Annotated in this window: 19 protein-coding genes and 1 riboswitch; all 19 genes read right to left on the bottom strand. The window is 49.0% G+C overall.

Features of this window, described 5'->3' with window-relative positions; translation table 11 throughout:
* Positions 1-72: 72 nt before the first annotated feature.
* The 19 genes from LPY66_RS06755 to LPY66_RS06665 all read right to left on the bottom strand — a co-directional run bounded on the left by LPY66_RS06755 (position 73) and on the right by LPY66_RS06665 (position 25,552).
* The gene (locus LPY66_RS06755) at positions 73-891 is read right to left on the bottom strand and encodes a class I SAM-dependent methyltransferase (protein ID WP_337987329.1); all 819 of its coding nucleotides are present in this window, start codon (positions 889-891) and stop codon (positions 73-75) included.
* A gap of 219 nt (positions 892-1,110) precedes the next feature.
* Complete coding sequence (locus tag LPY66_RS06750) at positions 1,111-1,305, bottom strand: CooT family nickel-binding protein (RefSeq protein WP_337987328.1); 195 nt, start codon at positions 1,303-1,305, stop codon at positions 1,111-1,113.
* A gap of 14 nt (positions 1,306-1,319) precedes the next feature.
* Entirely contained in the window at positions 1,320-1,724 is a 405-nt protein-coding gene (locus LPY66_RS06745) for a DUF3842 family protein (RefSeq protein ID WP_337987327.1), read from the bottom strand.
* A 117-nt stretch (positions 1,725-1,841) separates the two neighbouring features.
* Positions 1,842-2,582, bottom strand: coding sequence for an elongation factor P 5-aminopentanone reductase (gene ymfI / locus LPY66_RS06740; RefSeq protein WP_337987326.1), 741 nt, complete (start codon positions 2,580-2,582; stop codon positions 1,842-1,844).
* A 12-nt stretch (positions 2,583-2,594) separates the two neighbouring features.
* Entirely contained in the window at positions 2,595-2,993 is a 399-nt protein-coding gene (locus tag LPY66_RS06735; RefSeq protein ID WP_337987325.1) for a CGGC domain-containing protein, read from the bottom strand.
* Between the two features lie 74 nt (positions 2,994-3,067).
* Positions 3,068-3,457, bottom strand: a complete 390-nt coding sequence (locus tag LPY66_RS06730) for a CGGC domain-containing protein (RefSeq protein ID WP_337987324.1) — start codon at positions 3,455-3,457, stop codon at positions 3,068-3,070.
* Positions 3,458-3,726: 269 nt separating this feature from the next.
* Positions 3,727-3,876, bottom strand: coding sequence for a hypothetical protein (locus LPY66_RS06725; RefSeq protein ID WP_337987323.1), 150 nt, complete (start codon positions 3,874-3,876; stop codon positions 3,727-3,729).
* Between the two features lie 146 nt (positions 3,877-4,022).
* On the bottom strand, positions 4,023-7,862 hold the full coding sequence (locus LPY66_RS06720; protein ID WP_337987322.1) for a cobaltochelatase subunit CobN: 3,840 nt from the start codon (positions 7,860-7,862) through the stop codon (positions 4,023-4,025).
* A gap of 20 nt (positions 7,863-7,882) precedes the next feature.
* Positions 7,883-8,845 carry a nucleoside recognition domain-containing protein gene (locus tag LPY66_RS06715; RefSeq protein WP_337987321.1) on the bottom strand — a complete coding sequence of 321 codons (963 nt, stop codon included), beginning with the start codon at positions 8,843-8,845 and terminating at the stop codon, positions 7,883-7,885.
* 93 nt (positions 8,846-8,938) lie between these two features.
* Positions 8,939-10,438: an outer membrane protein assembly factor BamB family protein gene (locus LPY66_RS06710; protein WP_337987320.1), complete on the bottom strand. Its 1,500-nt coding sequence runs from the start codon at positions 10,436-10,438 to the stop codon at positions 8,939-8,941.
* 110 nt (positions 10,439-10,548) lie between these two features.
* Positions 10,549-12,159 carry an ABC transporter ATP-binding protein gene (locus LPY66_RS06705; RefSeq protein WP_337987319.1) on the bottom strand — a complete coding sequence of 537 codons (1,611 nt, stop codon included), beginning with the start codon at positions 12,157-12,159 and terminating at the stop codon, positions 10,549-10,551.
* A gap of 67 nt (positions 12,160-12,226) precedes the next feature.
* A complete protein-coding gene (locus LPY66_RS06700) occupies positions 12,227-13,141 on the bottom strand; it encodes an energy-coupling factor transporter transmembrane component T family protein (protein ID WP_337987318.1) in 915 nt (304 codons plus the stop codon).
* On the bottom strand, positions 13,141-15,255 hold the full coding sequence (locus tag LPY66_RS06695; protein ID WP_337987317.1) for a hypothetical protein: 2,115 nt from the start codon (positions 15,253-15,255) through the stop codon (positions 13,141-13,143). The genes LPY66_RS06700 and LPY66_RS06695 overlap by 1 nt, the downstream gene beginning before the upstream one ends.
* A gap of 293 nt (positions 15,256-15,548) precedes the next feature.
* On the bottom strand, positions 15,549-19,313 hold the full coding sequence (gene cobN / locus LPY66_RS06690) for a cobaltochelatase subunit CobN (protein ID WP_337987316.1): 3,765 nt from the start codon (positions 19,311-19,313) through the stop codon (positions 15,549-15,551).
* A gap of 47 nt (positions 19,314-19,360) precedes the next feature.
* On the bottom strand, positions 19,361-20,392 hold the full coding sequence (locus LPY66_RS06685; RefSeq protein ID WP_337987315.1) for an ATP-binding protein: 1,032 nt from the start codon (positions 20,390-20,392) through the stop codon (positions 19,361-19,363).
* Positions 20,393-20,470: 78 nt separating this feature from the next.
* Positions 20,471-22,549 (bottom strand): putative cobaltochelatase, encoded by a 2,079-nt coding sequence (locus LPY66_RS06680; RefSeq protein ID WP_337987314.1) that lies wholly within the window; start codon positions 22,547-22,549, stop codon positions 20,471-20,473.
* 132 nt (positions 22,550-22,681) lie between these two features.
* Positions 22,682-22,882: riboswitch (cobalamin riboswitch) on the bottom strand.
* Positions 22,883-22,901: 19 nt separating this feature from the next.
* Entirely contained in the window at positions 22,902-23,636 is a 735-nt protein-coding gene (locus LPY66_RS06675; protein WP_337987313.1) for an ABC transporter permease, read from the bottom strand.
* On the bottom strand, positions 23,636-24,475 hold the full coding sequence (locus tag LPY66_RS06670) for an ABC transporter ATP-binding protein (protein WP_337987312.1): 840 nt from the start codon (positions 24,473-24,475) through the stop codon (positions 23,636-23,638). Before LPY66_RS06670 ends, LPY66_RS06675 begins: the two co-directional genes overlap by 1 nt.
* 66 nt (positions 24,476-24,541) lie before the next feature.
* Positions 24,542-25,552 carry a radical SAM/SPASM domain-containing protein gene (locus LPY66_RS06665; RefSeq protein WP_337987311.1) on the bottom strand — a complete coding sequence of 337 codons (1,011 nt, stop codon included), beginning with the start codon at positions 25,550-25,552 and terminating at the stop codon, positions 24,542-24,544.
* Positions 25,553-25,563 lie beyond the last annotated feature (11 nt).

The raw sequence follows: 25,563 nt of genomic DNA, 5'->3' as shown, positions 1-25,563 counted from the left end.
CTTCCTCCTTATTATCCTTATGATTATTATGGTCTGTACAAACGTGAATCACATACTCATCTCTTTTGCCGTCTATTGTCCTACCTGCCAATGTATGGTTGCAATGGTTGTATCCACATCTTCGCAGATAAACCCATCCTTCAGAAGCGAACGCAAATAATCCCTGACCTTATCTTCCTCTGCCGGGGAAAGTTCACGATACGTTTTCATCCGGTTGAGGTATAATCCTTCGGCCTGTTCCCACGTTTTCTTCATATTCCAGACCTGCTTCTCATATTCCAATCCGGGGAGATACCCCTGACGCCAAAGCAGCTCAAATGCATACAGCACCTCCTCCTCGCTGCTTTCACGCTTGGTCTTGATTCCGATCAGTTCTTTGACAGCATCCGATACCGGATCCGTTCGCCTGATCGGCTTGGCTAATACACACCAGTCTTTTGACGCGGCACTCAGCTTTTCAAAGGTATCCGCGCTTTGAACCGCCGGTGTCATATGAGCAAACACGAGGTCGAATTGATGCTCCCACCCGGCCTGCGCCAAGTCCAACTCGTGCCAATCCTCGCAATAAAATGCGGTGTTGTTGATTTTGTATTCTTTTTTCTTTTGTTCGGCAAGAGCGATCATTTGAGGTGAAAGATCAACCCCTGTCACCTGGCCGCAGCTCCCGGCTATCGCCAGCGCATATTTGCCCGCGCCGCATCCGACGTCCAGAACCTGCCCTGCCGGACTAATCATCTTCTTATTTTTCAGCAGCTTCAGAAACGAATCTTCCTCAAAACCAGGGAGTACAAAGTCGCCGAAGCTCCCTGCCATCGAATTCCACATATCAACACTCGCTTGTTTGTTATGTTCTTTTAGACTCCACATGTTGCGGATATCCTGTATCTCCATGCTTATCACCTCGTTCAATAAAACTAATATTATTAAAGTTTCACCCTTTGTTACTATCCGCCATAGAAGGATATAACTGCAAATAACTCCCCTGTTATTTACGCTGTGATCATAAATATAAAAACCACGAAGCAGAGTACCCGTTTCTACGGATACGCATAGCCTTCGTGGCTTAATTTTCTTATATCATTTTCTTCGTGAACAAAGGGGATGTTGCAGCTAATCCTGCTTTTGCAGGATAATCCGGTGGTCTACCAGTTCCATGCGTACGATTTTCGCTTTAATGATTTTTCTTTCGCCAAAAATGCTTTCCAAAATAATGTTGTCTTCTTCCGGATAAACCTTGTCAACCGATTCCAATAATAACTTTTCCGCACCGGCTTCATCCAGTAAATAAGCATTCGCTTCACACATGTTCTCACCTCAGCCTATACTTTTATCAGACGAATTGCACGATCAATCAAATGCGGGAGAGGTTCGCTTTTATCAATACCGACGACTTCGATATTATAACGGTTAACAGGCAAAAGTATTTTTTTAGCCGGACTTTGTGCTATCGCCGCGGCCATAGCCGGAGTCAACTCACCCAGCATGGAATTGGCCGCGATAATCGCAACCGTTCCCATAATAATGTCCACTTTATCCACGTTGTAGATAATGACATTTTCCCCCGCGGCCCCTTCGTTGGCACCGGCTTTGAGCATCAGGGAAGTAGCAAGCGCGTTTGTTCCCAGTGCAATGATTTCAATCTCTTCAGGCAGTCCCTTACGCAGCTTTTCGACAATCACCTTGCCGATGCCACCGCCCTGCCCGTCGATTACAGCGATACGCACATTACTCCCCCAATCCGTTAAATGCCTTCGTGGCATATATATTTATTATCATTTTATAAAAAAAATATGTTTTTAACTATCCTCGTGGGGGGGATTATTTATCAAAATTGTCCAAAACTACATGACATACCCCCCATTCGGGCTAATTACCTGCCCTGTAATAAAATCAGCGTCCTCAGATGCCAAAAAGTAAGCACAAGCGGCAACATCCTTTGTGCTCCCTATTCTCTGCAGCGGTGTTTGATTTTTTAACTCATCCAATTCATTCGCAGTGAAAAAAGCAAGCATATCCGTCTGCACAATCCCCGGTGCAATGCAATTAACCTGAATATTTGACGGTGCCAGCTCCTTGGCGAGAGCCTTGGTCATCCCGATCACTCCCGCTTTGGCCGCGGAATAATGAACCTCACAGGAAGCTCCGACCATTCCCCAAATTGAGGAAATATTAATAATCTTGCCTTCTTTCTGGGCGATCATATATTTTAAAACGCTTTGCGCACAGTTAAAAGAACCTTTCAAGTTGGTATCTACGATCTTATCCCATTCTCTTTCCGTAATCTCCGTAAAAAGCTTCTGCTGGGTGATTCCCGCGTTATTTATCAAAATATCCACACTGCCGTATAGTTTTAAACAGCGCTCCACCATCGAATCTGTCTGCTTACGTTTGGTCACATCCGCTTTATACGGGTAGATTGCTTTTCCTTCTTTTTTTAATTTCTCGCAGGTCTGATAAACCGCGATGGCGGATTGATGATAATTCATCAGCACGCGATAGCCTTTAGACGCAAATAAGATAGCGATTGTTCTGCCGATCCCTCTGGACGCTCCGGTAACGATCACCGTTTTTCTTTTTTCCATTACGCATACTCCTCAATCAAAACGGATGACCCTTCGGGTAATGATCCATTCGCTGCTGTTTCCCTTCAGCTCCTTATCCGTTCCTATAAACACGTCAATATCCGGATAATCCCTTTCAATTATAGCCTGATAGTCGTATCGGAAAACACAACACGAATTCATGCAATTGCTGAAATAGATCTTATTGACTTGAAGCTCCGCTAAGCTTTTTATTTGACTGGAAAGCCTGTCCGGCGGGATTTCCGAAGGACACCCGGGACAGTTAATGATACCGACCAGGTCAATCTCTTTCTCATCGGAGTATTCCTGAAAATCACCTGTCCGGTTATTGATGTTATTAAGGCACTGTGCTGACGCGCACCGGTTTTCCCGGGTTGATTTTGAACAGCAGAATAATCCTATTTTTTCCATATGTTTAACTTCCTCTTAAATCGTATTCCTCACTTAGCCTTGTATCCTGTAACGTGAGCCGATTCTGGCAATTATCAGTTTAGCGTGCCGTTATTCGCGATCTGAATCTCCGGCCAATGCGGCCTTTCGATGTCCAACAGCACGTCAAGCTGAGGAAAATCCCGTTCAAGCAGGGCCTGAAAATCATAACGAAAAGCACAGAACTTGTTCACGCAGCTGCTGAAATGGATCTCCTCCGCTTTATAAGCCATTAAACTGTTAAGGTGTAACGCCAGACTGTCCGTCCCGTCCTCCGACGGGCAGCCGGGACAATTTATCAAGCCGACTAATCGGACCTCTTCGTCACGTTGATATTTGCTGAAGGATCCGATTCTGTTTTTTAAAGCGCCGAGACATTGCGCGCTTGAACACCCCATTTTTTGCGTTACTTTGGAACAGCATACGATACCAATTTTTTTCAACATTGTCACTTCCTTATATTTGGCAAATAAAAAAACCACAAAGTTTAATCCCCGCTTCTGCGGATAATCCAACCTTCGTGGTTAAACTGCTTAGCTGTTGACGACAAATATACACCATGATCAAGGTCTTCATGACTTCGTTTAGTGTATTTACCCTATCATATTATTATACGTATCTATTATTCTTTTACAATCCCGTGAGGGGGGATGTCCCGTTTCATTTGTGTTGAGTTCTATGATATAATTTAGTACAAAGTAAGTACTCCAAAATATTAGTTGGTTAATTGAAAGGGGCAAGTTTTATGGGCAATGATAATCGATGTCATGAACATGTCCATAATCATGAGCATGAGCATGAACATCCCGAACAAAAGCATATTCACCAACACATTCATGATGGTCAAATCCATGAACACGAACATGTACACCCTGCTTACAAACACTCACACCAGCATGAACATGATTCCGGCAAGGAAGAACAGCATACGCACGAGCACCATGAACACCACGGTTAAAAATACCAGATTTCCTGAAGCAGCATCACGGGTTGGATGCTGCTTCTTTTATCTTACTTTTTCTTTAATCCACTTTTTGACGGATTTCGCACCTTGACTTTATTAAATAACTCATTGACTTCTTTCAGCTTGTCCTGCCATTCCCGGATGTCGGCATCATTTTGGACTTCAATGTTCCCGGCCTGGATCTCGCCCTTGATATCCCCGAGCCGGTCTTCCATCTCGCCTTCCAAATCCAGATAGTTCTCTTTCAATGCCGACAGTACCTCCGGATCAGCCTGCCACTTGTCCCGTTGGTGGAGTTCCAGGAACCTTCTGGCGATTTCCTCAAGCGCAAACAGGTTATTCTCCTGAAACCAGGCTCTGGTCTCCGGGTCGTTGACATACGCCTGCACCAGACTGTCAAGGTCATTATCGGTAAAACCAGCGGACAGACACTGCCAGTCAAAGATATTTTGCAGTCTTTGCATGAGCTCCGCAGCGCCGCGGTAGCCTTTCTGCTGCATGTCTTCCTTCCAGAGCGGATTTAACAGCGTTTCATTCAGCGTTTCTCTCAGCGCGTCCCGGGAAAGGCCAACCCTGACCTGTTCGGGGTTTTCCCTGCTGCCGTGGTACTGCTTAATGTCCTGACCCCGAAAAATCCTGCTGATAAGATTAAAGCCTCCCTGCACCGAAGCGCCGAAGCCGGAAGCCAGGATATCATATCTTTTGGAAGTAGATGTGTCATATGCGACCTGAACCTTTTTCACATTTTCCAAAAATTCTTCCCGGGCTTGTCTGCCGTGCAGTTCCTGACCGTAGGCATAGGATGAAAAATAGACAAATACCTTGGCCAGATCGGTATCCTCTTTCCAGGCGCTTGCTTTCAAAGCCAAATCTACACCGGCCCCGTACGTGCCGGGACGGTCCCCGAAAATCCGCAGCGTTGACCGCCGCATCAGATCACTTCCCTCTCCAGTCATTACCAAAGCTTCCGCGATTTGTCTGCTGTGCTTTTTCACAAAGTTACTGTCATCCGATTCGTCTAAAGAAGCCACCATCTGTACCGCCCGGTCAATCAAATCCATCACCCGCGGGTAACAATCCCTTAAGACTCCGGAAATCCGGATTGTCACGTCTATTCTGGGCCTTCGCAGTTCTTCCGGAGAAATCACTTCCAGATCGACCACTTTGGCGTTTTGGTCCCAGACCGGTCGGATACCCATTAAATAAAGAATTTGGGACAGCTGTTCCCCTTTGGATCTGGAAATATCCAGTGAAATCATATTCATGGCGATTTTCTCGGGAAAGCTTCCTTCTTCCTCAAGGTACAAGGCGATAAGCTGTTCGGCCAATTGGCAGCCGATTTCCCAGGCTGCTTTGGACGGCACCTTTTCAATGTCCAGCAAATAGAAATTCCTGCCCGTCGGTATAATGTTCCTGCCGTTGTCGTCAGGCATCCCGGAAGGTCCGGGCGGAATATATTCCCCCTGCAGTGCCCGCAGCAAATTCTTAATTTCCAGCTGTTCTCCGGTTAGTTTTCCGTAAACTTCCCGTACCGCGTCAGTCATCGCCGGCAACATTTTCTGAAGTTCTTCCTGCTTATCTTCATACTCACCGCAGATCTCCCTGCCCCTATCCGGAAAAGCACTGATTTCACCATCAATGCCCTGTATTACCTGTTCAATAAACCGTTTTAGAAAGCGGTGCAGGGTATAATCATCCGGGTACTGTCTTCTGAGTCCTTGCCTGTACACCAGATCAGACCGCAATACTTCTTCAATATATCGAAACGCGTCCTCGATAGTCGCTTCCTGTCCAAAAACGTGAAGTTTTTCTGATTTCGGATTGCATATCGCTTGGGTCAGCCTGTTTTTTAGCTGCAGCAACTGCTCCGGAAACGTCTTCTTTTGTTCCCTGTGCCCGTCAAGTATGTTCAAGGCTCCGGGGATCTTTGCCGCCTGTTCCCGGATTTGCGCTTCCAAAAACGACACCTGGTCGCTTTGCTGACTCCGGGCTTCAACGTACTGATTGATCCCCTCCAGCAAATGGACATATTCCGTATCCCGGTTCCCATAGACAGGAGGCAAATGATCCAAAATCACCGCGTTGGTTCTTCTTTTGGCCAGCACCCCTTCGGTACCCACCCCCGCATTATAGATATATAAATTGGGAAGCGTACTAAGGACGATATCCGGATAGCATGCTGACGATAAGGCATTGGTTTTCCCCGGCAGGAATTCAAGACTGCCATGCGTCCCCACATGGAGCACCGCCTGAACTTTCAGAACTTCTTCCGCATATTTGTAAGTGGCCAGATACTGGTGGGGAGGCGGGCAAGCCGGGTCCTGCAAAATTTTGCAGACTTCCCCGGTACACTTGGCCCCGTAGCAGCCCCGTTTGGGCTGAACAAGCAACGTCACGTTCCCCAACTCAATCCCTGTAATTACCAGATCATTCCCGCTGACCATACCTTCACCCGGCGGCAGTCCCCAGGTATCTTCCATCGCTTCCCTTACGGAAGCCGCCAGCCGGTCATAATATTGCCGGTACTCCTCCAGGGACATGCGGTAAAGACACCCACCGCCTGCAATAATATCTTCCACCGAAGTCCAGCGAAAATCAGCGTAGGCCTTCTTATCCATAATCAACCGGTGCAGTTCGGCCCCGTCTTTGGGGAGGTTTTCCACCCCCCAGCCGCTCTGTTGTAATTCCTTTAGAATGGCCGACGTACTAGCAAAAACATCCAGACCCGCTCCCATCCCAATCGTGGCTTCCACGCCCGAACACGGCGCGTTGTGAAGAAAGATCGCTAGTTTCTTATTCTTGGCAGCCGTATTTCTGAGTTCAAGCCATTTCTTTACTCTTTGGGCCAACCGGAGCACGCGATCCGGAACAGGTACCGCTTTACCCTCTTTATCCCGGCAACCGATCAGCAGCGGTTCAATCATGCCCTGTGCCTCGGGAGTTGTAAACGCCCAGGGGATTTCCATACCAAGATCCTGCGCTTCTTTCCAGCTTTCCATACTATGAAGATAGCTGATTAACGGTCGGAATATCGGAATATTAAGTATTTCCAAATTCTCCACGGCCTTTTGAAATATGTCTTGGCCGGTATTGTCACCTTTAAAGGTAAAAATCTGCAAATTGATCAGGCCCTCAATCATCAGGCGTCCCTGCTGCGAAAAATAGGTATCGGCGAGCTCTTGAAACTCCCCGTTTTCATTAAAGACAGGTACCACGCATAGCCCCTGCTCTTCGAGCTGTTTGATCAAGGCGGCTTCAACTCCCAGGTTATCGGTGACCCAATTGCCACGGTGCGTCAGCAGCCCCACCGTGCGCCCGGCTTCCCAGCCGCTGCTATTGCTATTCGTCTTGCCGTCTCTGTTCTTGCCGCCCTGCCGTCTTACCAGCCATTCGGCATAACTTTCCCAGCAAGCAAAGACCTCCGGAGCCTCGGGATGAAAAATCCCGGTCATAGGTAATTCCACAGGCTTTTCGGCGGATATCCCGTTTTTCAGTATTTGAGACCCCAGGTAGCGTAACGCGTTAACTAGGTTATTTTTTCCTCCAAAGGAAAAATAACGATTCATTTCTCGAATGCTCTCGCTGTCAAGGTCAGATATCCCGGCTTGAACAGCTTCGGCTCCCAGCGGAACCACCGGTACCTCACCGGCTGCCTCTTTTAACCGGTGATAAAACTTGTCCGGTGTATACTTGCCGGAATGCTCTTTGATCAGCACTGCCCGCGCCTTATTTTTGATATAGGCCAGTACTTCTTCGCTGCTTTCCTTGCTGTCCAGCAGCTGTCCGGAAAAGAACGTCATCTCTAGGAAATCGATTTCCGCCAGCGCTTCCAGCAGCACCCTTTTTTCAATATCCAGACCAATCACAGCAACCGAGTATTTATTCATTGTGATAACCCATTCCTTTCTTAAAACAAAGAGACTGCCGCCAGGCAAACCGCATAGACAAAAATATTCAACCCGGATGAAATCAATCCGATTTTTAAACCTAATTTTGGGCCATATACCCCAAAATAATAGGTTCCCGAAAACCGGATCAAAAAAACAGGTGCCGCCAAAATACTTGCCCATAGCATGGTTTTGATCGCCTCGATAAGCGTCAGCTCAGCCCCTTGGAAGCAGGCCGCTATTGCAGTCAGGCCCATCAGTGAATTTGCCATATAGGTTATCAGGCAAGCCGTACTGCAGGAAGGCAAGCCAAGACTCTCCGCCTGAACCGGTAAAAGCTGAAATACCCCCAAAGCGCTTAGTTCGTATATAATCAAAGCCGCCAAAGGAATGCTTACTGCCATTCGTTTTACCGTTCGGAAGCACTCCCGGGTGCTTTTTCTAAAAACAGAGACCCAATCTTTTGGAAAAGGCTTCTCCGCTTCGGCTTGTCTGTAACTTTCGTTATTATCTTTTGCCGGCAGGGTTAATCTTCCCGCTGCAATCACAAAAAAGAACTTGACAATAATGGTTATCGTATGGACAGCAATATACATGCCGCCAAGTGTTAATCCCAATATCGAAAAAGAAATCGGTATATAATAGGAAAAGAGTTCCCGAATATGAAAAGGGATCGAAAACGTGATGGAAGAAAGCAGGACCTGCCGGTCGTTCAGCAGTCCTCTGTTTTTAAAATTGACGAGCATGGAGCCCCCGGCATAGGACGAACCGAAGCTGGCAAGAAAAGCAGAGGCGATTTCCGGGGGCAGATTGGCAAATCTTCTGAAAAACCAGCCCACTGGGGCGACAAGCTTTTGCAGGAGACCTATTTCGATGAGCATGTTCACAACAAGTATTCCCGGAATAATCCAAAGGAAAGCCCGCAGGCTGAATCGCAATACCTCAAGCAATATTTCCGGCTGCTGCAATAAAAATGATTCCATTTATCTGCCTCCTGCAGACCAATACCCCCGGCCTTCACCAAGGAAGGCCGGGGTTTTGGCTGCGGTCTTTTGGTTATTGTCTTTTATATCGTATTAATTAATTTTCAGGATATACAAGGAGTTTTTGCCGGTTTTTGCCGCACCGGCTCGTGTCGGATAGGTGGTGGCGCAAATAACTTTTCCGTCATCCGACGCGCTCAGGCAGTTATAAAGCACTGCCCCGTCTGTCTTATAAAAACCAACGTATTTATCGAGAACGTTCTGGTCCGAGGTATCCATATTGGTGTCATCTGTCTTTTGAGTAAGGTCAAAAACATAGACGCCGCAATAGCTGTAATCCAGTGTATTGGCATTGTGCAGGGTTGAAAGAAGCAAATACTTGTCTTTGACCAGACTGGCGGAAACCTGGCCGCCCAAACGGAATTTCCACTTTAGTTCCCCGTTCAGACTGTAGACCATGACGGAGTTAGAATCCGAATGCTGAACGTCGACCTTGACATCACTGGCCCCTTTCACGGTAGTCGAACCGGGGCAAATAATGATTTCATCCTTGCCGGCAGCCAAACCACTGGCATAAACACTTGTGTACAAAGTATAATTCTGGTTCTGCTCCGGTTTATAGGCGATAAACTCATTGATTTTCTTGCCGTTGGCATCCAGCACCACCGCTTTGCCAAAGTGCGCCACCGCGACGACCTTATCTCCGACCACCTCAACAGCCACATTGGTCGCCCCCGAACTAGCCAGCTCCGGATCATTCGGAATCTCATATTTCCAGGCCAGTTCCCCGGTTTTGGTATCGAAAGCACTCACACAGGCCGGACCGCTGATACTGTCGCCGTAGCTGTAATTGCCCATGACCAGTTTGCCGTCAATGAAACGCAGGCTGCTCATGCTGATCAATCCCGGTAAGCCGCTGAATTCTTTCTTCCAGACCTGTTTTCCGTTTTCATTAATGCACAGCAATACTTCAGCCTTGTTATTATCTTCTTTTATTTTCCAGCTTGTCCCGCCGGTTGCATAAATATTGCCTTCATCCAACACAAGTTTAATCGAACAGCTTGTGCTGGGCGCGGTACCCGCAGGCATATTGGCGGCCACAAGGGGACCCAGGTCGCTCTGGACGTCATATTTCCAGAGTTCATTACCGGTGCCGCTATCCAGACAAATGATATAGCCGTGTTCTTTTTCCTTTTTGCTGGCATATTTTTCTGCCATATAAATCCGGTTATTGTCCACAAGGTACGATGCTATCCCGCCGTAAGTCGCTTTGCTCCACAGCTCCTTTCCGGTGGTCGTGTCGTTAAACGTCATTTTGTCCTCACCGACGACCAGGACGTTTTTACCGTCCGGGCTGACAATCGGGCTGTTGGGCTGCACCGCAAAGGTCCAGCTGGCGGCGGTCACGTCGGGAATTTTATCTTCGGCTACGTCGCCCATGGCAATCTCGCTTACCAGTTCCAGCTGCGGCTTCAGGCTGGTCTGCGCGCTGCCGGATGCTGCGCCGGATTGGCTGCAGCCGCTGACCGCCAGCACTAAAGCTGTTATCAGGGAAATAATCAGTGTTGATTTTGCTTTTTTTATCGGGAACATGAAATCTTCCTCCTTCAATCAGTTAGTAAACACTTACCTATTTATATTGAAACAAAATCATTTTTTCCGAACCAAGCCCTCTCACTCCGGAATAACTGACTCTGATTGTTTTAGATCAGACTGGCACCCGCCGGCGCACACGACCCAAGTATTTCTTGCGGCCTGCATTCCAGGACAATGTTCCCGTTGCTCAGTACGATAATCCGGTCACAGTATTCGGCGGCGATTTCAAAATCGTGGGTAATCATGACCACGGCCTTACCCTGCTTAACCAATTCCTGGCAAAGGACCATCAATTTCCGGATATGCAGGATATCCTGTCCGCTGGTTGGTTCATCCAGCAAAATAACCTCCGGACTCATGGACAGAATCGTCGAAGCGGCACAGCGTAGACGCTGGCCTCCGGATAAGGTCTGCGGATGGCATACTCTTAATTCTTCAAGTTCCATCAGGTTTAGGCAGCGGCCAACACGGGCCGCGATTTCTTCCTTCCCCATTTTTAAATTACGGGGGCCGAAGGCTACCTCCTCATAGACCGTATCGCAGGTCAGCATCAGCGAAGGGTTTTGAAACAGGATCCCCACCGTGCCGGCCAGCCGGTAAGCATCATATTTCGCCGTATCCTTCCCTTCGATACTTACCCGGCCTTTCTGCGGGCGATGCAGTCCGGCCAGATGCTGCATCAGGGTTGTTTTGCCGCTGCCGTTTTCCCCCAGCACCCCCACGATTTCTCCTGCGTAGATATTCAGATCAAGGCCTTTTAAGGTGCATTCCGCTTTGTTTTTTGCCTTTTTCTTATCGTAGGAGAACCATAAATCGCTGACTTCAACCAGCTTCTTTGCCTTTTTTCCCTGCTCGTTCCCGAGGGCCGGCCTTGGGGTCTCAAGGTCTTTCTTTTTTTGCGCTTTCCGCGTCTTCGCCATGGTTCTGACAGGATTAACCGCCGCGGATGCCGCCTCCTGCAATCGCACCTTAAAATCATTATTTCCCCGCGGACTTCGCAGACCCAGCGTTTGAAACGTATCCAGATGCTCACCGACTTCCTCGGATAGAATATTCAATTCGATTCTGCCTTTATCCATGACGACAATCCGGTCGGCCCAGGCAGCGACCTCGTGGATACGGTGTTCGACCAGAATAATGGTGATGCCGTCGTCGCTCAGCTTCTTGACGACTTCCAGGACTCCCTGAGCACCACTGGGATCCAGCTGGCTGATGGGCTCATCCAGCACCAGTATTTCCGGCTGTAAAGCCAATAAAGAGGCCACCGCCACCCTTTGTTTTTGTCCTCCCGACAAGGCGTTGGTGCTGTGGTTTTGATAGGCCGCCATGCCGACTTTGGCCAGCGCCCATTCAATCCTTGCCCGCATCTCCTCCCACGGACAACAGAGGTTTTCCAGCCCGAAGGCAACCTCATCCAAAACCCGGGTGGAGAAAAGCTGCTCGTCCGGATTTTGAAAGACCAGACCAACCTTCTGAGCCAGGATGTTAATCGGTTGTTCCCGGGTATCCATACCGTCTATCCAAACATTCCCACCCAATTCGCCTGAGGATTCATGCGGGATGATACCGTTCAAACACTTCAGCAAGGTCGTTTTCCCGCAACCCGTTGAGCCGGTCAGCAAAACAAACTCACCTTTCTTTATTTCCAAATTAATGTTTTGCAGGGCGTATTCTTCCCGCGTCGGGTATCTGAACGACAGATTCTCAATTTTGATCATGGCAATCCTCCTCCATTCATTCGGCATCTTGCGCTGTCAGCAATACGCTGAAATTTGCTGTTCCGTATTATAAAAAGCGATGGGTGAACCAATAAATCGGTACAAAAAGATCACTGGTAAACCGGTCTGCTTCCGAAAGATACAGCAGTAGTTTGCAGGCCAGAATCACAATCAGAACGCCGACAAAGAGCAGCACCGCCATTTTGTCTCCGGCCTTAATTTTCACCTCGTGCAACTCCGTTCGCTGATCCGAAGCCCGGAAGGCCCGCGAATCAGCGCTCTTGGCCATATTGGCCGCTTTGCGCACACAATTGGCCAGCAGCGGTACCAGCACCCGAACCGTCGTTTTGTATATTCCATAGCCCAAGATAACCCCTTTGGCTTCAAACGGCTTGTATTTGCGCAGGCGCTGCGAATCCAAAGTGACTTTGGCTTCCGCAAAAGTAATCGGGATAAAGCGCAAACAAGTCATCACCATAAAACATACCGCATAGGGTAGTTTCAGTTTGTTCAGTCCGGTCAGTATTCTCACCGGATCCTCTGTCCAGAAAATCACCAGACCGAGGGTCATGGGCGCAATCATGCGCAATGACTGAGCCATGCCGTAGGTAAATCCTTCATAATAAAAGGCGATTCCCTCCCATAAGCCGCCGAGCAGAGGCGTCGACGGACTGATGACCATCGGCGGCAGCAGATATAACAGCGGTGTCCGGGGATAGGCGTTATAAAAAATCGCCTGAACCCACATCATCCCCCACAAGGTGAGAAAAGAAAGAATCAACAGTGCTTTCCACTTGTCAGCAGACAGCCGGGCCACCACTGCCAGCGCCAATACTGCCAGATAAACAACGGCTAAAGCCTTCCACTGCTCCAGCGCCATGCCGAGAACGGCGACACATAAGAGCATCAGCATCTTGGTCCGGACATCCAGCCGGTGAAATATGGTATCCTTTAATTCCGCTTCCAGAAATCTCGTCCGCATTATTCAACCACCCGCCTTAATTTATTCCCCAAGTACACACCCATAACAGCTCCCATAATAGAATAAATTACGGAAACAGCGGCATTGACATTGATATACCAGTCCGGATAGAAAAGACGGTAGAGATACATCCAGATGTAATAGAACGTATAGGTGGAATAAACATGCTGAATGGAAAAAATAACGCCCAGAACAGAGAATGTGGCCCAACTTTCGCGAAAAGTTTTTCTCCCGCTGGTATATCCGCTGAGATTAAGCAGGACATCCGCCAAAAAGGCATACGACAGCATCAACAGAATCGTAATCGGGTTAAACGTGCCAAAAGCAATCCCTTGCAGGATGATGCGGACAATAGCGGAAATAATGACGACTCCGGGCTTCGGTACCAGCACGATCAAGGCCACTAAAAACATGGCTTGCAGGATATCATTAAATATCCCTGTGACGATACTCATAAATGGCCCGAGAGGACCTAATACCGCGCGCAGGACATCCCCGAAAACAAACCAGGGGATATCGACAATGGAGAATTGCACTGCGGTAAAGAGCGCGATCAAAATGATTTCACTAGTCTTCAGCTGCTTGATCCACTTTTTCTGTTTGAAGGCCATCAGTAAAATACTGCCCAGGGACAGGATTACGGCTGCCAGTCCGATCAGAATCTGGAGACGGCTTTCTTTTTCAACATGCAGATTCAGCTGCCGGACCGCGAGCACAGTATCACTGCCAAACAGTGAGACTTCCAGCTTCCCGTCGTAGATACCGGGTTTAATAGAGTAAACATTGGCGAAAAGCGGCATTTTAAAGTCCTGGGTTGTCGCATTGGCCACACTGATCACGGTTTCCGGTACAGGCGGATCGATTGAATCCTCTCTCAGAATATCGGCGCCTCGAAAATTCGTGTTTTCATTTCCGTTCTCATCCAGCACTGAAAACTTGATGTGGATCGGCAAAGAATACCCGGTATTGTTTTGGAGCACGCCGCAAGCCATCCCCGCCGTATTGTCATAGGACTCCAGCGTGCCAAACAGCCGATGCAGCGTGGATACGACATCTTCCTGAATTTTTATATAATTCTTCAGTTCTTTCTTTAATGTGACCTTATGCGCGGTTTTCTGTTCCGGATAAACACCTTCGTCCAACAGCACAAGGCCATCGCGGATAGTCTCCAGATCAGGACAGGCGATTTCAGCAGCGATGTTTTCCGTTTTGGCGCCAAGCTGCACGCAGGCGGACAGGCTGCCGGAGCCGGATGCTTTGGCCATAATGACAAATCGTTCCGCATCATACCCCGTTCCCATAGTAAGCGGCATGGACAGCCTGTTTTCAGCGTCAAGGCTCAGCTTGGTTTGATCATATGCTGTTACGGTTAACGTTTTAGGGAAACTGATCGTCAGGGTTCCGTTCTCGTTCTGATCCAAGAGGGTTCTGACCTCGACCTGAATCGGGATTTCAACATCCTGAACAAGATAATAACGATCCTTGTTGCCCTGAGGAATTTCAATTTGCAAGTAGATATCCTTTAAAACGTCACTGTCGCCGCTATTGACAAGACCATCACCCGACGCCACCGCATCGACAGCAACGTTTTTTATTTCGGTTAACCCGGTCGCATCGAAACCAAAACGCACTTTTGTTGCCCTGACGTCGTTCTTCCCGAAATAGCGGCAATAGTCTTGTAGCAAATCCAGAGATACTGTTCCTGTGGGAACTTCCACCATGATCGGTACAATAATTCGGGGAACGCCGTTCTTATCGATAAACGTTGTTTTATCAATTGCCGGCGCTGTTGTCCCTTCCAGAACATAATAAATGCTGTTCCGATCGGAAAACTCCACCGAAGCCCACACCTGTCCCGAGCCCTGCCAGAACCATCCCAGCTTCACGGGAGACTGATTCTCCTGTTCTTTCAGCTGAAAAACCGCCTGACCTTCAGTGACAGCTATCCCGTCCCCCCACTGCAGTTTTCCTTCTACGGTATCAAAGGTTGAGTCTGCCGCCAAAAGCGGTTCAGACGAAATTAATACCGTCTGGATCAAACACAACAAAACGAAAACGACCAACATTATCCGTTTTGAGAGATGACTTTTCGTTTTTATCCTTTTTTTAACCATTGAATACCTCTTCATGATCTGCCTCTGTCTTTTCTTGACAACTATTTGCCGGAAATTTGAAACAATTATTTTGGATTGTTCAATCCAGTGGCTCTGCTTCAGAAAAAGGCTTCTCCTATTTTCCGAAGTGGAGATTCATCGCCGTATACAGTGTTGGGTACGCGCCGTTTCTCAGGCTTCTCGCCTGTCCCCGGACTTCCCTATTCTCCCTTAACTGGGCACCATAAACTACTTTATGCAATTTTTAATAACATTAACAACAATACTATCTGACTTAACCCCAAACGATTTTCTTAATTATCTGAAAGCCCCTCCAGCTCTCCTTCCACATCCAGATAGATTTCCTGCAGTTCATCCACCATCTCGGGACTGGCGTCCCACATGCCGCGCTTTATAGCCTCCAGCAGCCGCTCGGTGATATTCTGCAGGGCAAACGGATTCACTTCCTTCAGCCATTCCTGCATCTTCTCATCCAGGGCATAGGTTTTGGCCAGCCGTTCGTACATCCAGTCTTCCATGACCTCCGCCGTCGCGTCCCAGCCAAAGATATTGTCGACCAACGCCGACAAATCCCCGGCTCCTTTATAACCATGCCGCTGCATACCGGCGATCCACTTGGGATTGAGAACCCGGCTGCGGAAGATATGCTTGGTTTCTTCCGCTGTGGAACGCATCTTGACCCTGTCCGGATCGGAGCAATCCCCGCTGTAAGACTGGGGAAGCTGGCCTTTGAAAGCTTTAACGGCCGCGATCATCCCGCCATGATAAGAATAGAAGTCATCGCTGTCCAGGAAATCATATTCCCGGTTATCTTCATTCTTGACCGTCAAGTCCAGCTTGCTCAAGCGCTTCTTGAATACTTCCGGCACGGTTTTGCCGTACGTTTTACGCCCGTAAGCATAACCGCCCCAGGTGACATACACCTCGCCCAGGTCTTTTTCATCCTGCCAGTTCTTGGCTTCGATCACATTGCTGACCCCGGCCCCGTAAGCCCCCGGGCGGCAGCCGAAAATCCGGAAACCGGCATATTCCGCGGCTGTCTCCCGATCCATTCCTGCCTGCATATATTCTTCAATTTCCTGGCGTACATGTTTGGCCAGATAGTTGTCTTCATCCTTCTCTTCTGTGCCTGCCGCCATTTCCACCGCTTCATCCAGCAAAGATACGATATTGGGGAAAGCGTCGCGAAATAAGCCGCTGATCCGCAGGGTCACATCAATGCGGGGATGCCCCAGCTCTTCCAGGGACATGAGCTGAAGCCCTTTCACCCGGCCGCTTCTTTCCTCCCAAACAGGCTTGATTCCCATCAAATACAGGATTTCGGCAATATCATCCCCTTTGGTCCGCATGACGCCGGTACCCCAAATGATGATCCCGATACTCTCCGGGTATTTGCCCTCATCCGCCAAATATCTTTCCAGCAGCGCATCACCCAGACTGACACCGACTTTCCAGGCTGCCGGCGAAGGAATGGCCTGGGGGTCAACGGAATAGAAATTGCGTCCTGTAGGCAGAATATCCGCCATCCCCCTGGTCGGCGCGCCGGATGGTCCCGGAGGCGTGAACCCGCCGTTTAAGGCGTTCAGTGTATTGGCCAGCTCGTCAGTCGTTTTATTTAATTTTTCCACCAGCGTCGTTGCCGCGTAGCGCAACGCCTGTTCCACCGGTTTGGCAGTCTTATTCAGAAACTGTCTGCAGAGTGCCGGAATTGCTTCAACCTGAAAATCCTTTTGGAATAATTCGTCCATCATCTTCAGAATCAGGACATTAATCTCATCCAGAACCTGCCCGCAGGTTTTTCCCAAAGCCGGCAGCAATTTTCCTCTTTCCGCCAGCAGTTCGTCATAATCATAACCCAGTACTTCCGCCGCGGCCTGCCGCAAGGAAGGGACTGAACCATTAGCCAGCCTGGTCAAAGCGACGAGCATTTCCACCAAACGGGCGTCAAGCGGCGGCTCTCCAAAAATATGCAGACCGTCTCTGATTTGGGTATCTTTGATTTCACTCAGATAGCCGTGCAGGTCTTCCAGAAATTCATCAAAATCAGCCAGGGCGGTATCCTGATCGATATTCAGGTCTTTATCCAGATCAGCTGCAACCACCTTTTCCCAGATCAGCTTTTGCAGATGCGGCAGCTTGTCCGGATCAAGGGTTTTGGCGTGATAATAATCCTCCAGCTGCACCTCGATGCCAGCCATCTCATCATAGGCGTCGGCATTGGTCATCACCGGAATCAGATGATCGATCATGCAGGCATAGCTTCGGCGCTTGGCCTGAGTCCCTTCCCCGGGATTATTAATGATATACGGGTAAATATTCGGCAGATCGGTAATGGCCAGGTCCGGGTAGCAGCTTGCGGAAAGGCCCACCGACTTGCCGGGAAGCCACTCCAGCGAACCGTGCTTGCCAATATGCATAATGGCATCCGCCTGAAAGTCGTCCCTGATCCAGCGGTAATAGGCCAGATAATGATGGGTTGGTGAAGCATCCGGGCTATGATAGATCTTAGCCGGGTCTTCCCCGAAACCCCGGGGAGGCTGCAAGCCGATAAAAACATTGCCATTGATAATCCCCGGGATCAGCAGTCGGTCATCATAGTTGAATACTTCGCCCGGCGCCCTTCCCCAGTCACCTGTCATTTGCTCCTGCACCTTACTCGGAAAACTTGCAAACCAATTGTTATATTCTTCCGGGGTCACACCGTCAACAGCCAGCCTCGCCATTTGTTCGGGACTGGACCAGCGCCGGTCGTTGGTTACCCGTTGAATGATGTTTTCGATCAATTCCTGTCCGTCTTGCGGCAACGCTTCCAGCACATATCCCGCTGCCTGCATATCCCGCAGGATATTCCACACGCTGGCCGCCGAATCTAATCCGAAAGCACAGCCAATCCGGTCATTGCGGGGCGGATAATTATGAAAGATAATGGCCACTTTTTTCTCCGCATTGGGCTTGTGCCTCAGTCTTCCCCAGTTGACGGCCATCCTGGCCGCTTTGTCCACCCGTTCGGGAATAGGCCGGTAATAGACGGTACTGGCGCCGGTCAGGGGGTCCTGCTGGCCATATTCCCGGGTCGCGACCGGCACCGTAATCAGGGCTCCGTCAAACTCAGGCAAAGCCACGCTCATACAAACATCCAAGGGATTTAATCCCTGGATGGTTTCGGACCAGTCCTGATAATTGTTCATGGAGGCAATCGCCTTAATCACCGGCACGCCTAGCTTTTCCAGACATAAGTCAACACTGCCGTCCGCCCCTTTGGGAGACGATGATGAATAATGGGAAAAACTGAGTAAACTGATCAGCGCATCAATCAACGGTTGACCATCCTGCATGAAATAGTTTTCAATCTCCCAGGGCAAACCCTGGCTTCCCAATTCCTCGTCACGGGTCGTATAGAGGAATACCGGCAGGACATTGACGCCCTGCTTTTCCAAAGACGCAATAAGGGCATCCACAAAAAACGTGTTTTCGGCAAGCCAGTGACTCCGGTAAAAAGATATGCCCACTGTCACACGGCCGGGGATGCAATTCTGCTGGTAATAGTCCTGAAGACTGATTCCCTGAGGAAAACGCGGATGGTAGATTCCTTCCCAGGGAAGCATCTTGGGTTCGACCACCGGAAAGGTATGCCCGCCAAAACGGTTGGCTGCCCAAAGCAGCAGGTTGACATTGTTCTCTTTTCCCCCGTAATAGATGTATTTTTGAATCAGGGCATAATCATCCGGCGCTACCGTCGAAAGCTCCTTTAACTCCCTGGTGGGCATCGGCGCCGAAGGTTGGGCATGCAAAGGGATTCCGCAGGCTGCAGCTGTCTCCACCACCCTGTCAAAACCCGGCAGGGTCTCTTTGCCTCCCATCAGATTGATCATGACCAGACAAGCATCCTGAATCTTCTTGGTTAATTTCGTAATACGCTCCTCCGTGGCCAAATCGTTTTTGGTCCGGGCCACAATTTCTATCACCGGCCCATACTGCGCAATGATCTGCTTACCTCCCTGAACCAAGGTAGGAATATCACCCTCCACTGAAGTCAGAAATATGATTTTTACCGACATACGCTCACTCCTCCGGCTGCGTTAATCAAACCGTTTATACTCTGTTCTTAGTTTTTGCTCATCACACCCTGGATCTTCTGCCTGTCAATCCCCAACTCCTGAAACGGCTTGCGGCGCATCCGGTGAAGCAAGGCCAAATCAACCGACTGCTGAACGTCCTCTTTACTGACTTTCTCCCGATTATTTAAAGCGGCCATCGTTTTGGCGGCTTTCATCATGACCAAATCAGCCCGGTGCCCGTCCACACCCATTTCAATCGCAATCTGGGCAATCATATAAAGCATTTCCTCAGAGATGCTGACCTTGGGTAGAAGCCCCATGGCCTGGCTGATTTGCCGACGCAGCTTTTCTTCTTCCCCTTCCCATTGAACCACAAAATCTTCCGGTGCCTCTTCGAAAAAAGCCCGCCGTTTAACGACCTCCACCCGCAACGCCGGATCAAGAATCCCGCTTATCGTCACACAGAGTCCGAAGCGGTCCAGAAGCTGGGGCCTGAGCTCGCCTTCCTCCGGATTCATGGTTCCCACCAGAATAAAGTTGGCGGGGTGGCTGAAGGACACACCCTCTCTCTCCACGGTATTGACTCCCATAGCCGCCGAGTCCAAAAGCACGTCCACAATGTGATCATCCAACAGATTGACTTCATCGACATAAAGGATCCCCCGGTTGGCCTGAGCCAGTACTCCCGGTTCAAAACGCTTTTCTCCTTTTTTGATGGCCTGTTCGATATCCAGCGTTCCGACAACCCGGTCTTCGGTAGCGGATACCGGCAGATCTACCACCCGCATCCGTCGTTTGGTCCTGGGCAGTGTTTCCCCTGCTGCCAGGCGTTCCCGGCAACTGCCGCACATACTGGCCGCATCGTCCGGATTGCAGCCAAAAATGCAGTCGGCGACAACTTCTATCTCCGGCAGCAAGGCCGCCAGCGCCCGGACAGCTGTTGATTTGGCCGTCCCTTTTTCCCCTCTGATTAAGATTCCGGACAGCTTGGGATTAATGGCATTTAACAGTAATCCTTTTTTCATTTCCTCTTGGCCGACAATTGCGGCAAACGGATATACTTTTTTTAATTTGCTCATTAGCGAAATACCACCTTTAAGAAAATATAGTACCTATTCATTACGAAGACTGGTCTGGGGTTCGTGTAAGCTTTGTTCTCAGGCCTGTTTGACTGCCTGCACCAGGGTATCCGCTTTCAGGTCATCTATTTTGAAATAGTCTCCCCCCAGTGTTTGCGCCAGCTTCTGGGCCAGGCCAAAAGTGATCAAACCCTCTTTCTCCACATCGATCACCAGTGTTTTGATTCGTTCCGCTTCTTGGATAATCTGCGCCATTTTCTGCACTTCAACCAACGCTTTATCTTCTCCCATGCTCACATTGCCCTTGCCGTCGGAAATAATGATCAGCAGCGGGGAAATGTTCGGTTCTTTAAAGAGATTGGTCTTGGCTACCTCATACGCTTTGTATAGCCCCGCTGACAAAGGCGTTTTACCTCCGGTGGGCAATTCCTCCAGCAATTTTTGTCCCATTTCCACACTGTTAGTCGGAGGCAGGAGCACCTCAGCCGTATTACCCTTAAAAGCAATTAACCCGATCTTGTCTCTCTTTTGATAAGCATCCAGTAATAACGATAGAATCGCTCCCTTTGTTTCTACCATTCGCTGCTGGGCTCCCATGGAACCGCTGGCATCAACTAAGAAAAGCAATAAATTGCCGATGCGTTTTTCCCGTATTTTCTCCCGGATATCCGCTGTTTCAATGGCAATGGCGACACCCTCCCTGCGGCGGTAAATCTGGTGCGGCGCTGCCGAACGCATGGTAGCGTCAAAGGCCAGGTCATTATTCCGGCGCTGCAGGGTGCTGCGGATATACCGTCCTGCCCGGGAAGCGGTCTTGGTCCGGGAACGCCGTCCTGATCCCTTGCGCAAGATCGGGTCCCTTTCATTGGCGATTTTTTTGACGGTAAAAGGGTTGCCGATTGCGAAGACTTTCTCCAACGGGGCTGACGGCGGGGACATCGGCTGTTCTTCTTCCGAATGTTCTTCCGGATCTTCTTCCGCTTCCTGCTCCTCCCCGTCCTCAGGGTCCGTTTGCGGTTCAGGTTTTTCTTGTTCCAGTGTTTCTTCCGTTTCCTTAGGTTCTTGCGGTTCAGCATCTTCCTGCCTCGGGTCTTCTTCTGTCCGGTCGTTATCCGCGGGATCCTGCTCGTTCGTGTCTTGCTCCTCCGGTTCCTCCTGCTGGGTCTCCTGTTGTTCCCGGGATGGCGGAGGCGCTTCGCGGAAACGGTGGAAAAGAACCAATTCCGCCGCTTCCTGAATATCGTCTGCCAATACTTCTGTCCGTCCGTGCCAGGCTGCAATGGTACGGGCAGTCGTGACCAGCGTAATATCCGCCCGATGCCCGGCGACATTTTCTTTGACACATAAGTCAGCTGCCAGATTAATCAACTCATTGGAGATTTGGATTTGAGCTACAATCTTCCTGGCCGCAGCAATCCGTTTGGCCAGGTTTTGTTCTTCTTTTTCCCATTTGGCAATAAACCCAAGGGGATCCGCGTCATATTCTTCGCGCCGTTTAATGATTTCTACGCGTATCTGTGGGTCTTTGACCCCTTGAACCTGTACGCATAAACCAAACCGGTCCAAAAACTGCGGCCGCAGTTCTCCTTCCTCGGGGTTCATGGTGCCAACCAGCATAAATTCCGCCGGATGCGCATAGGAAATCCCTTCCCGTTCCACAATATTGGTACCCATAGCCGCCGCATCAAGTAGCACATCCACTATATGATCATCCAGAAGATTCACTTCATCGATATATACAATTCCCCGGTTGGCTTTGGCCAGGATGCCCGGTTCAAAACGCGGTTTCCCGTATTTTATGGCATACTCAAAATCCAGGCTCCCAACAACCCGGTCTTCGGTCGCCGAGACCGGCAAGTCAATGACCTGCACCGGGCGTTTCCTCGTTGTCAAAACTTGCCCCGCCGCAATTCTTTCCCGGCAATCTGCGCATAAACTGGCTGCGTCTTGCGGATTGCAGTTGAACCTGCAACCTTCCGCCATTTCTATTACCGGGAGCAGAGCTGCCAGCGCCCTTACTGCAGTTGATTTGGCGGTGCCTTTTTCTCCCCGGATTAATATGCCGTTGATTTTAGGATTTATCGCATTGAATATAAGTCCCTTCTGCAGTTTTTCCTGGCCGACAATTGCTGAAAAAGGGTATACAAATCGACTCAACTATTTTTCCACCCTTCATAATGAATCTGATATACTAAAAAAACTCTCATCACCCGGCAACACGGGTAATGAGAGCCTAACTCGAAAATTAGGTACTAAATCCTCATACACCCTCCATCACGCGTGAAGTTGCTAGTGTGTCGAATACAGGCAGGTCTTCTGACTTAAGGCTCATTGTCTCCTCCTGCCTTCCCGATTTTCAGTGGCATTCCTGGAGGGACTCCTCTTTTACAGCGGCGGGACCGCGTGGGATTTACACCCACTTCCCTTTTCACCGGTGAATCATTTCTATACAGCAAAAAGACACCCGGCACCTGTTTCCAATATTTTGTTATACAACAATATACTGTTTTTATTCAACCTTTTTGCAATAGCGTGATCCTACAATAAATAGTGCGATGAAATAGAAGGCCAGAACACCAAAATGCAGCACCATCATCGCCGTTCCTTCGCCCGTGCTCCTTAATCCCGAGCTGGTATGGGTTAGTGGCAACACCTGAATAAGATACTGGAGTGCCAAAGGCATTTTCTCAATGGAAAAAAATGTGCCGCAAAGAAAAGACATCGGGGTTATCACGAAGTTGGAAAACTTAGCCATGCCCCCGTGCGAGTTGATCAACAAACCGGCTAAAAAACCGCCGGCCGCAAAGACAAAACAGTTTAACAGGGTAATCAAAATAAAATACGGTGTTATGGCAAGGCCTCCGGCAAAAACAGATACCAAGACAATAATTAAAAGTGCGGAATAAGCGCCATAAAACGCGCCCGCAATGATTTTGCCCAGCGCAAAAACCGTCATATTCACGGGTGCCACCATAAATTCCTCAAACGTTTTGTAATACATTCTGGAAATATTGATCGAGTTGGCCGAATTACTGAAGCTCACCAGCATCGTACTCATAGCGATAATCCCCGGAATCACAAACTCCATGTAAGAGCGTCCCTCTACCTGCATCCCGCTCCCCAAACCCCAGCCGAAAGCGATCAGATACAGTGTTGGTGAAACCATGGCACCGATCGTTGTGCTCCAAAATTTTCTTTTAAATAATACAAACTCCTGCCACAATATGCCGTATAAGGCAGCCATCAGGATTCCACCCTTCTGTTGGTTAATTTCAGGAAAACATCCTCCAGATTGGACGGCCGGATATTGACGCTTCCTTCTAAAGCAGCTGCATAGGCTACAGCCTTTTCTCTGGTCTCAAAAAATTCTTCCTTGGTCTTGCCGTTGATAAAATTTTCAACAGCAAATTTACCGACTTTATCAATCAAGTTCCGGGGGGTATCCAATTCCACAAGGGCCCCGCTATTAATGAGTCCTACCCTGTCGCACAGCACCTCGGCTTCTTCAATATAGTGCGTTGTTAAGAGCACGGTCAGACCTCTGCTTTTCAAGCTTCTTAACAAGTCCCACATTTTCCTCCTGGCCGAAGCATCCAGTCCGACGGTCGGTTCATCTAAAAGCAGAATCTCCGGATTATGCATCAGCGCCCTGGCAATCATCAGTTTTCTTTTCATGCCGCCGGAATATTTACCCACCAGGTCGTTTTTTCGTTCCGCCAGCTCAGTAAATTCCAGCAGTTCAGTAATTCGCTGTTTCCTTAAAGCCTTCGGCATATGATAGAGCATTCCGTGAGCTTCCAGGTTTTTCCAGGCAGTCATCTCATTCTCCAGATTATTATGCTGAGGGACAACGCCGATTTTGATCTTGACAGCAACCAGATTCCGATCCATGCTTTCATTGTTAATGATGATGTCGCCGGAAGTGATGGGGGTCAGGGTGCTGATCATTCTTACCGTCGTAGTCTTTCCTGCTCCGTTCGGCCCCAGTAGTCCAAAAAATTCCCCGTCTTCAATTTCCAGGTTAAGGGCGTTAACGGCTGTAAGGTTTCCATATTTTTTGGTCAGGTTGATAAGACGTAACATTGATATGCTCCTCTTATATTTTTTTTATAACCATTGCTTTCGCTTATAAATACTTGTTGAGTTTTTTTATAAGTTAGAGGCAATATTAAAAGCCGATTTTTTTAAAACACAGTCTAACGTATCATCCATTTCATCCGCATTGATAATCAGGCGGGAGGGGCATCCTCCCGGACAGAAAGCTTGATAGCTGCAGGCCTCACATTGGCCTGCTCTTTGCTTGGCTAAAGCAATCGGTTTCAGCGACGGATTCCAGATATTACCCATATAATAATCTGGAGCGTCGATCAGCGAGCCGCAGGGATAGCAGTCGCCATTGGGTAAAAAAACGTAGGAACGTCCACAGGACGCATAACAATATTCCTGACTGCATGCCGGAGAGCACAGCCGCTTCTTCGCTTCTTCGACCTCCCGGATCATGATCTTTCTGCCGAACTGTCGATAAATTGACTCCGACCGTTCATAAAGGCGTCGTAAAGCGCTGTTTAATTGTTCACCGGTGGGCCTGCGCACCGCCCCGCTGCTTTCTTTGGCCCGTCCAGCCTTTCTCAGCAGATCGAAGCCAATACCGGCCACATTGCCAAGATACAGCGCAAAATCTGCAAGTTCCGGCAGCTTCTCGACATTCTGCGCTGTCACCACGCTGTTTACATTAAGCATAACCCCTGCTTTGGCTAAATGCTGAATGCCCTGAACTGTCTGCTGCGTTCCACCTCTTAAGCTTTCATTCGCTGCCGGAGGACCGTCCAGGCTCACGCCGACAGCCATCTTCATTTTTTTAATGCCTTTGGCGATTTCCTGATTGATAAGCGTTCCGTTTGTCTGCAGCTGCAGCGAGATGTCATAGCCGCGCTGTACAATATATTCGTATAGTTTACAGATCAGGTCATAATTGAGCAAGGGCTCTCCGCCTGTTAACTGAAGTTTTACAGGCTGATCCGCGAAGTAATCCAAAATTTTCACCGCGGTTTCCCAGGCCATGTCTTTTTGTTCTCCGGCAGCCGAGGCGTAGCAGTATTGGCATTGAAGATTGCATTTGCTGGTGGTCCATAAAACAATCAGGGTTCTTTCTTTCTTCATTGATGAATACT

This window comes from Dehalobacter sp. DCM (assembly GCF_024972775.1).
Lineage (GTDB): Bacteria > Bacillota > Desulfitobacteriia > Desulfitobacteriales > Syntrophobotulaceae > Dehalobacter.
Note: the sequence above shows the minus strand (reverse complement) of the source record. Positions and strands in the feature narration are given on the sequence as shown.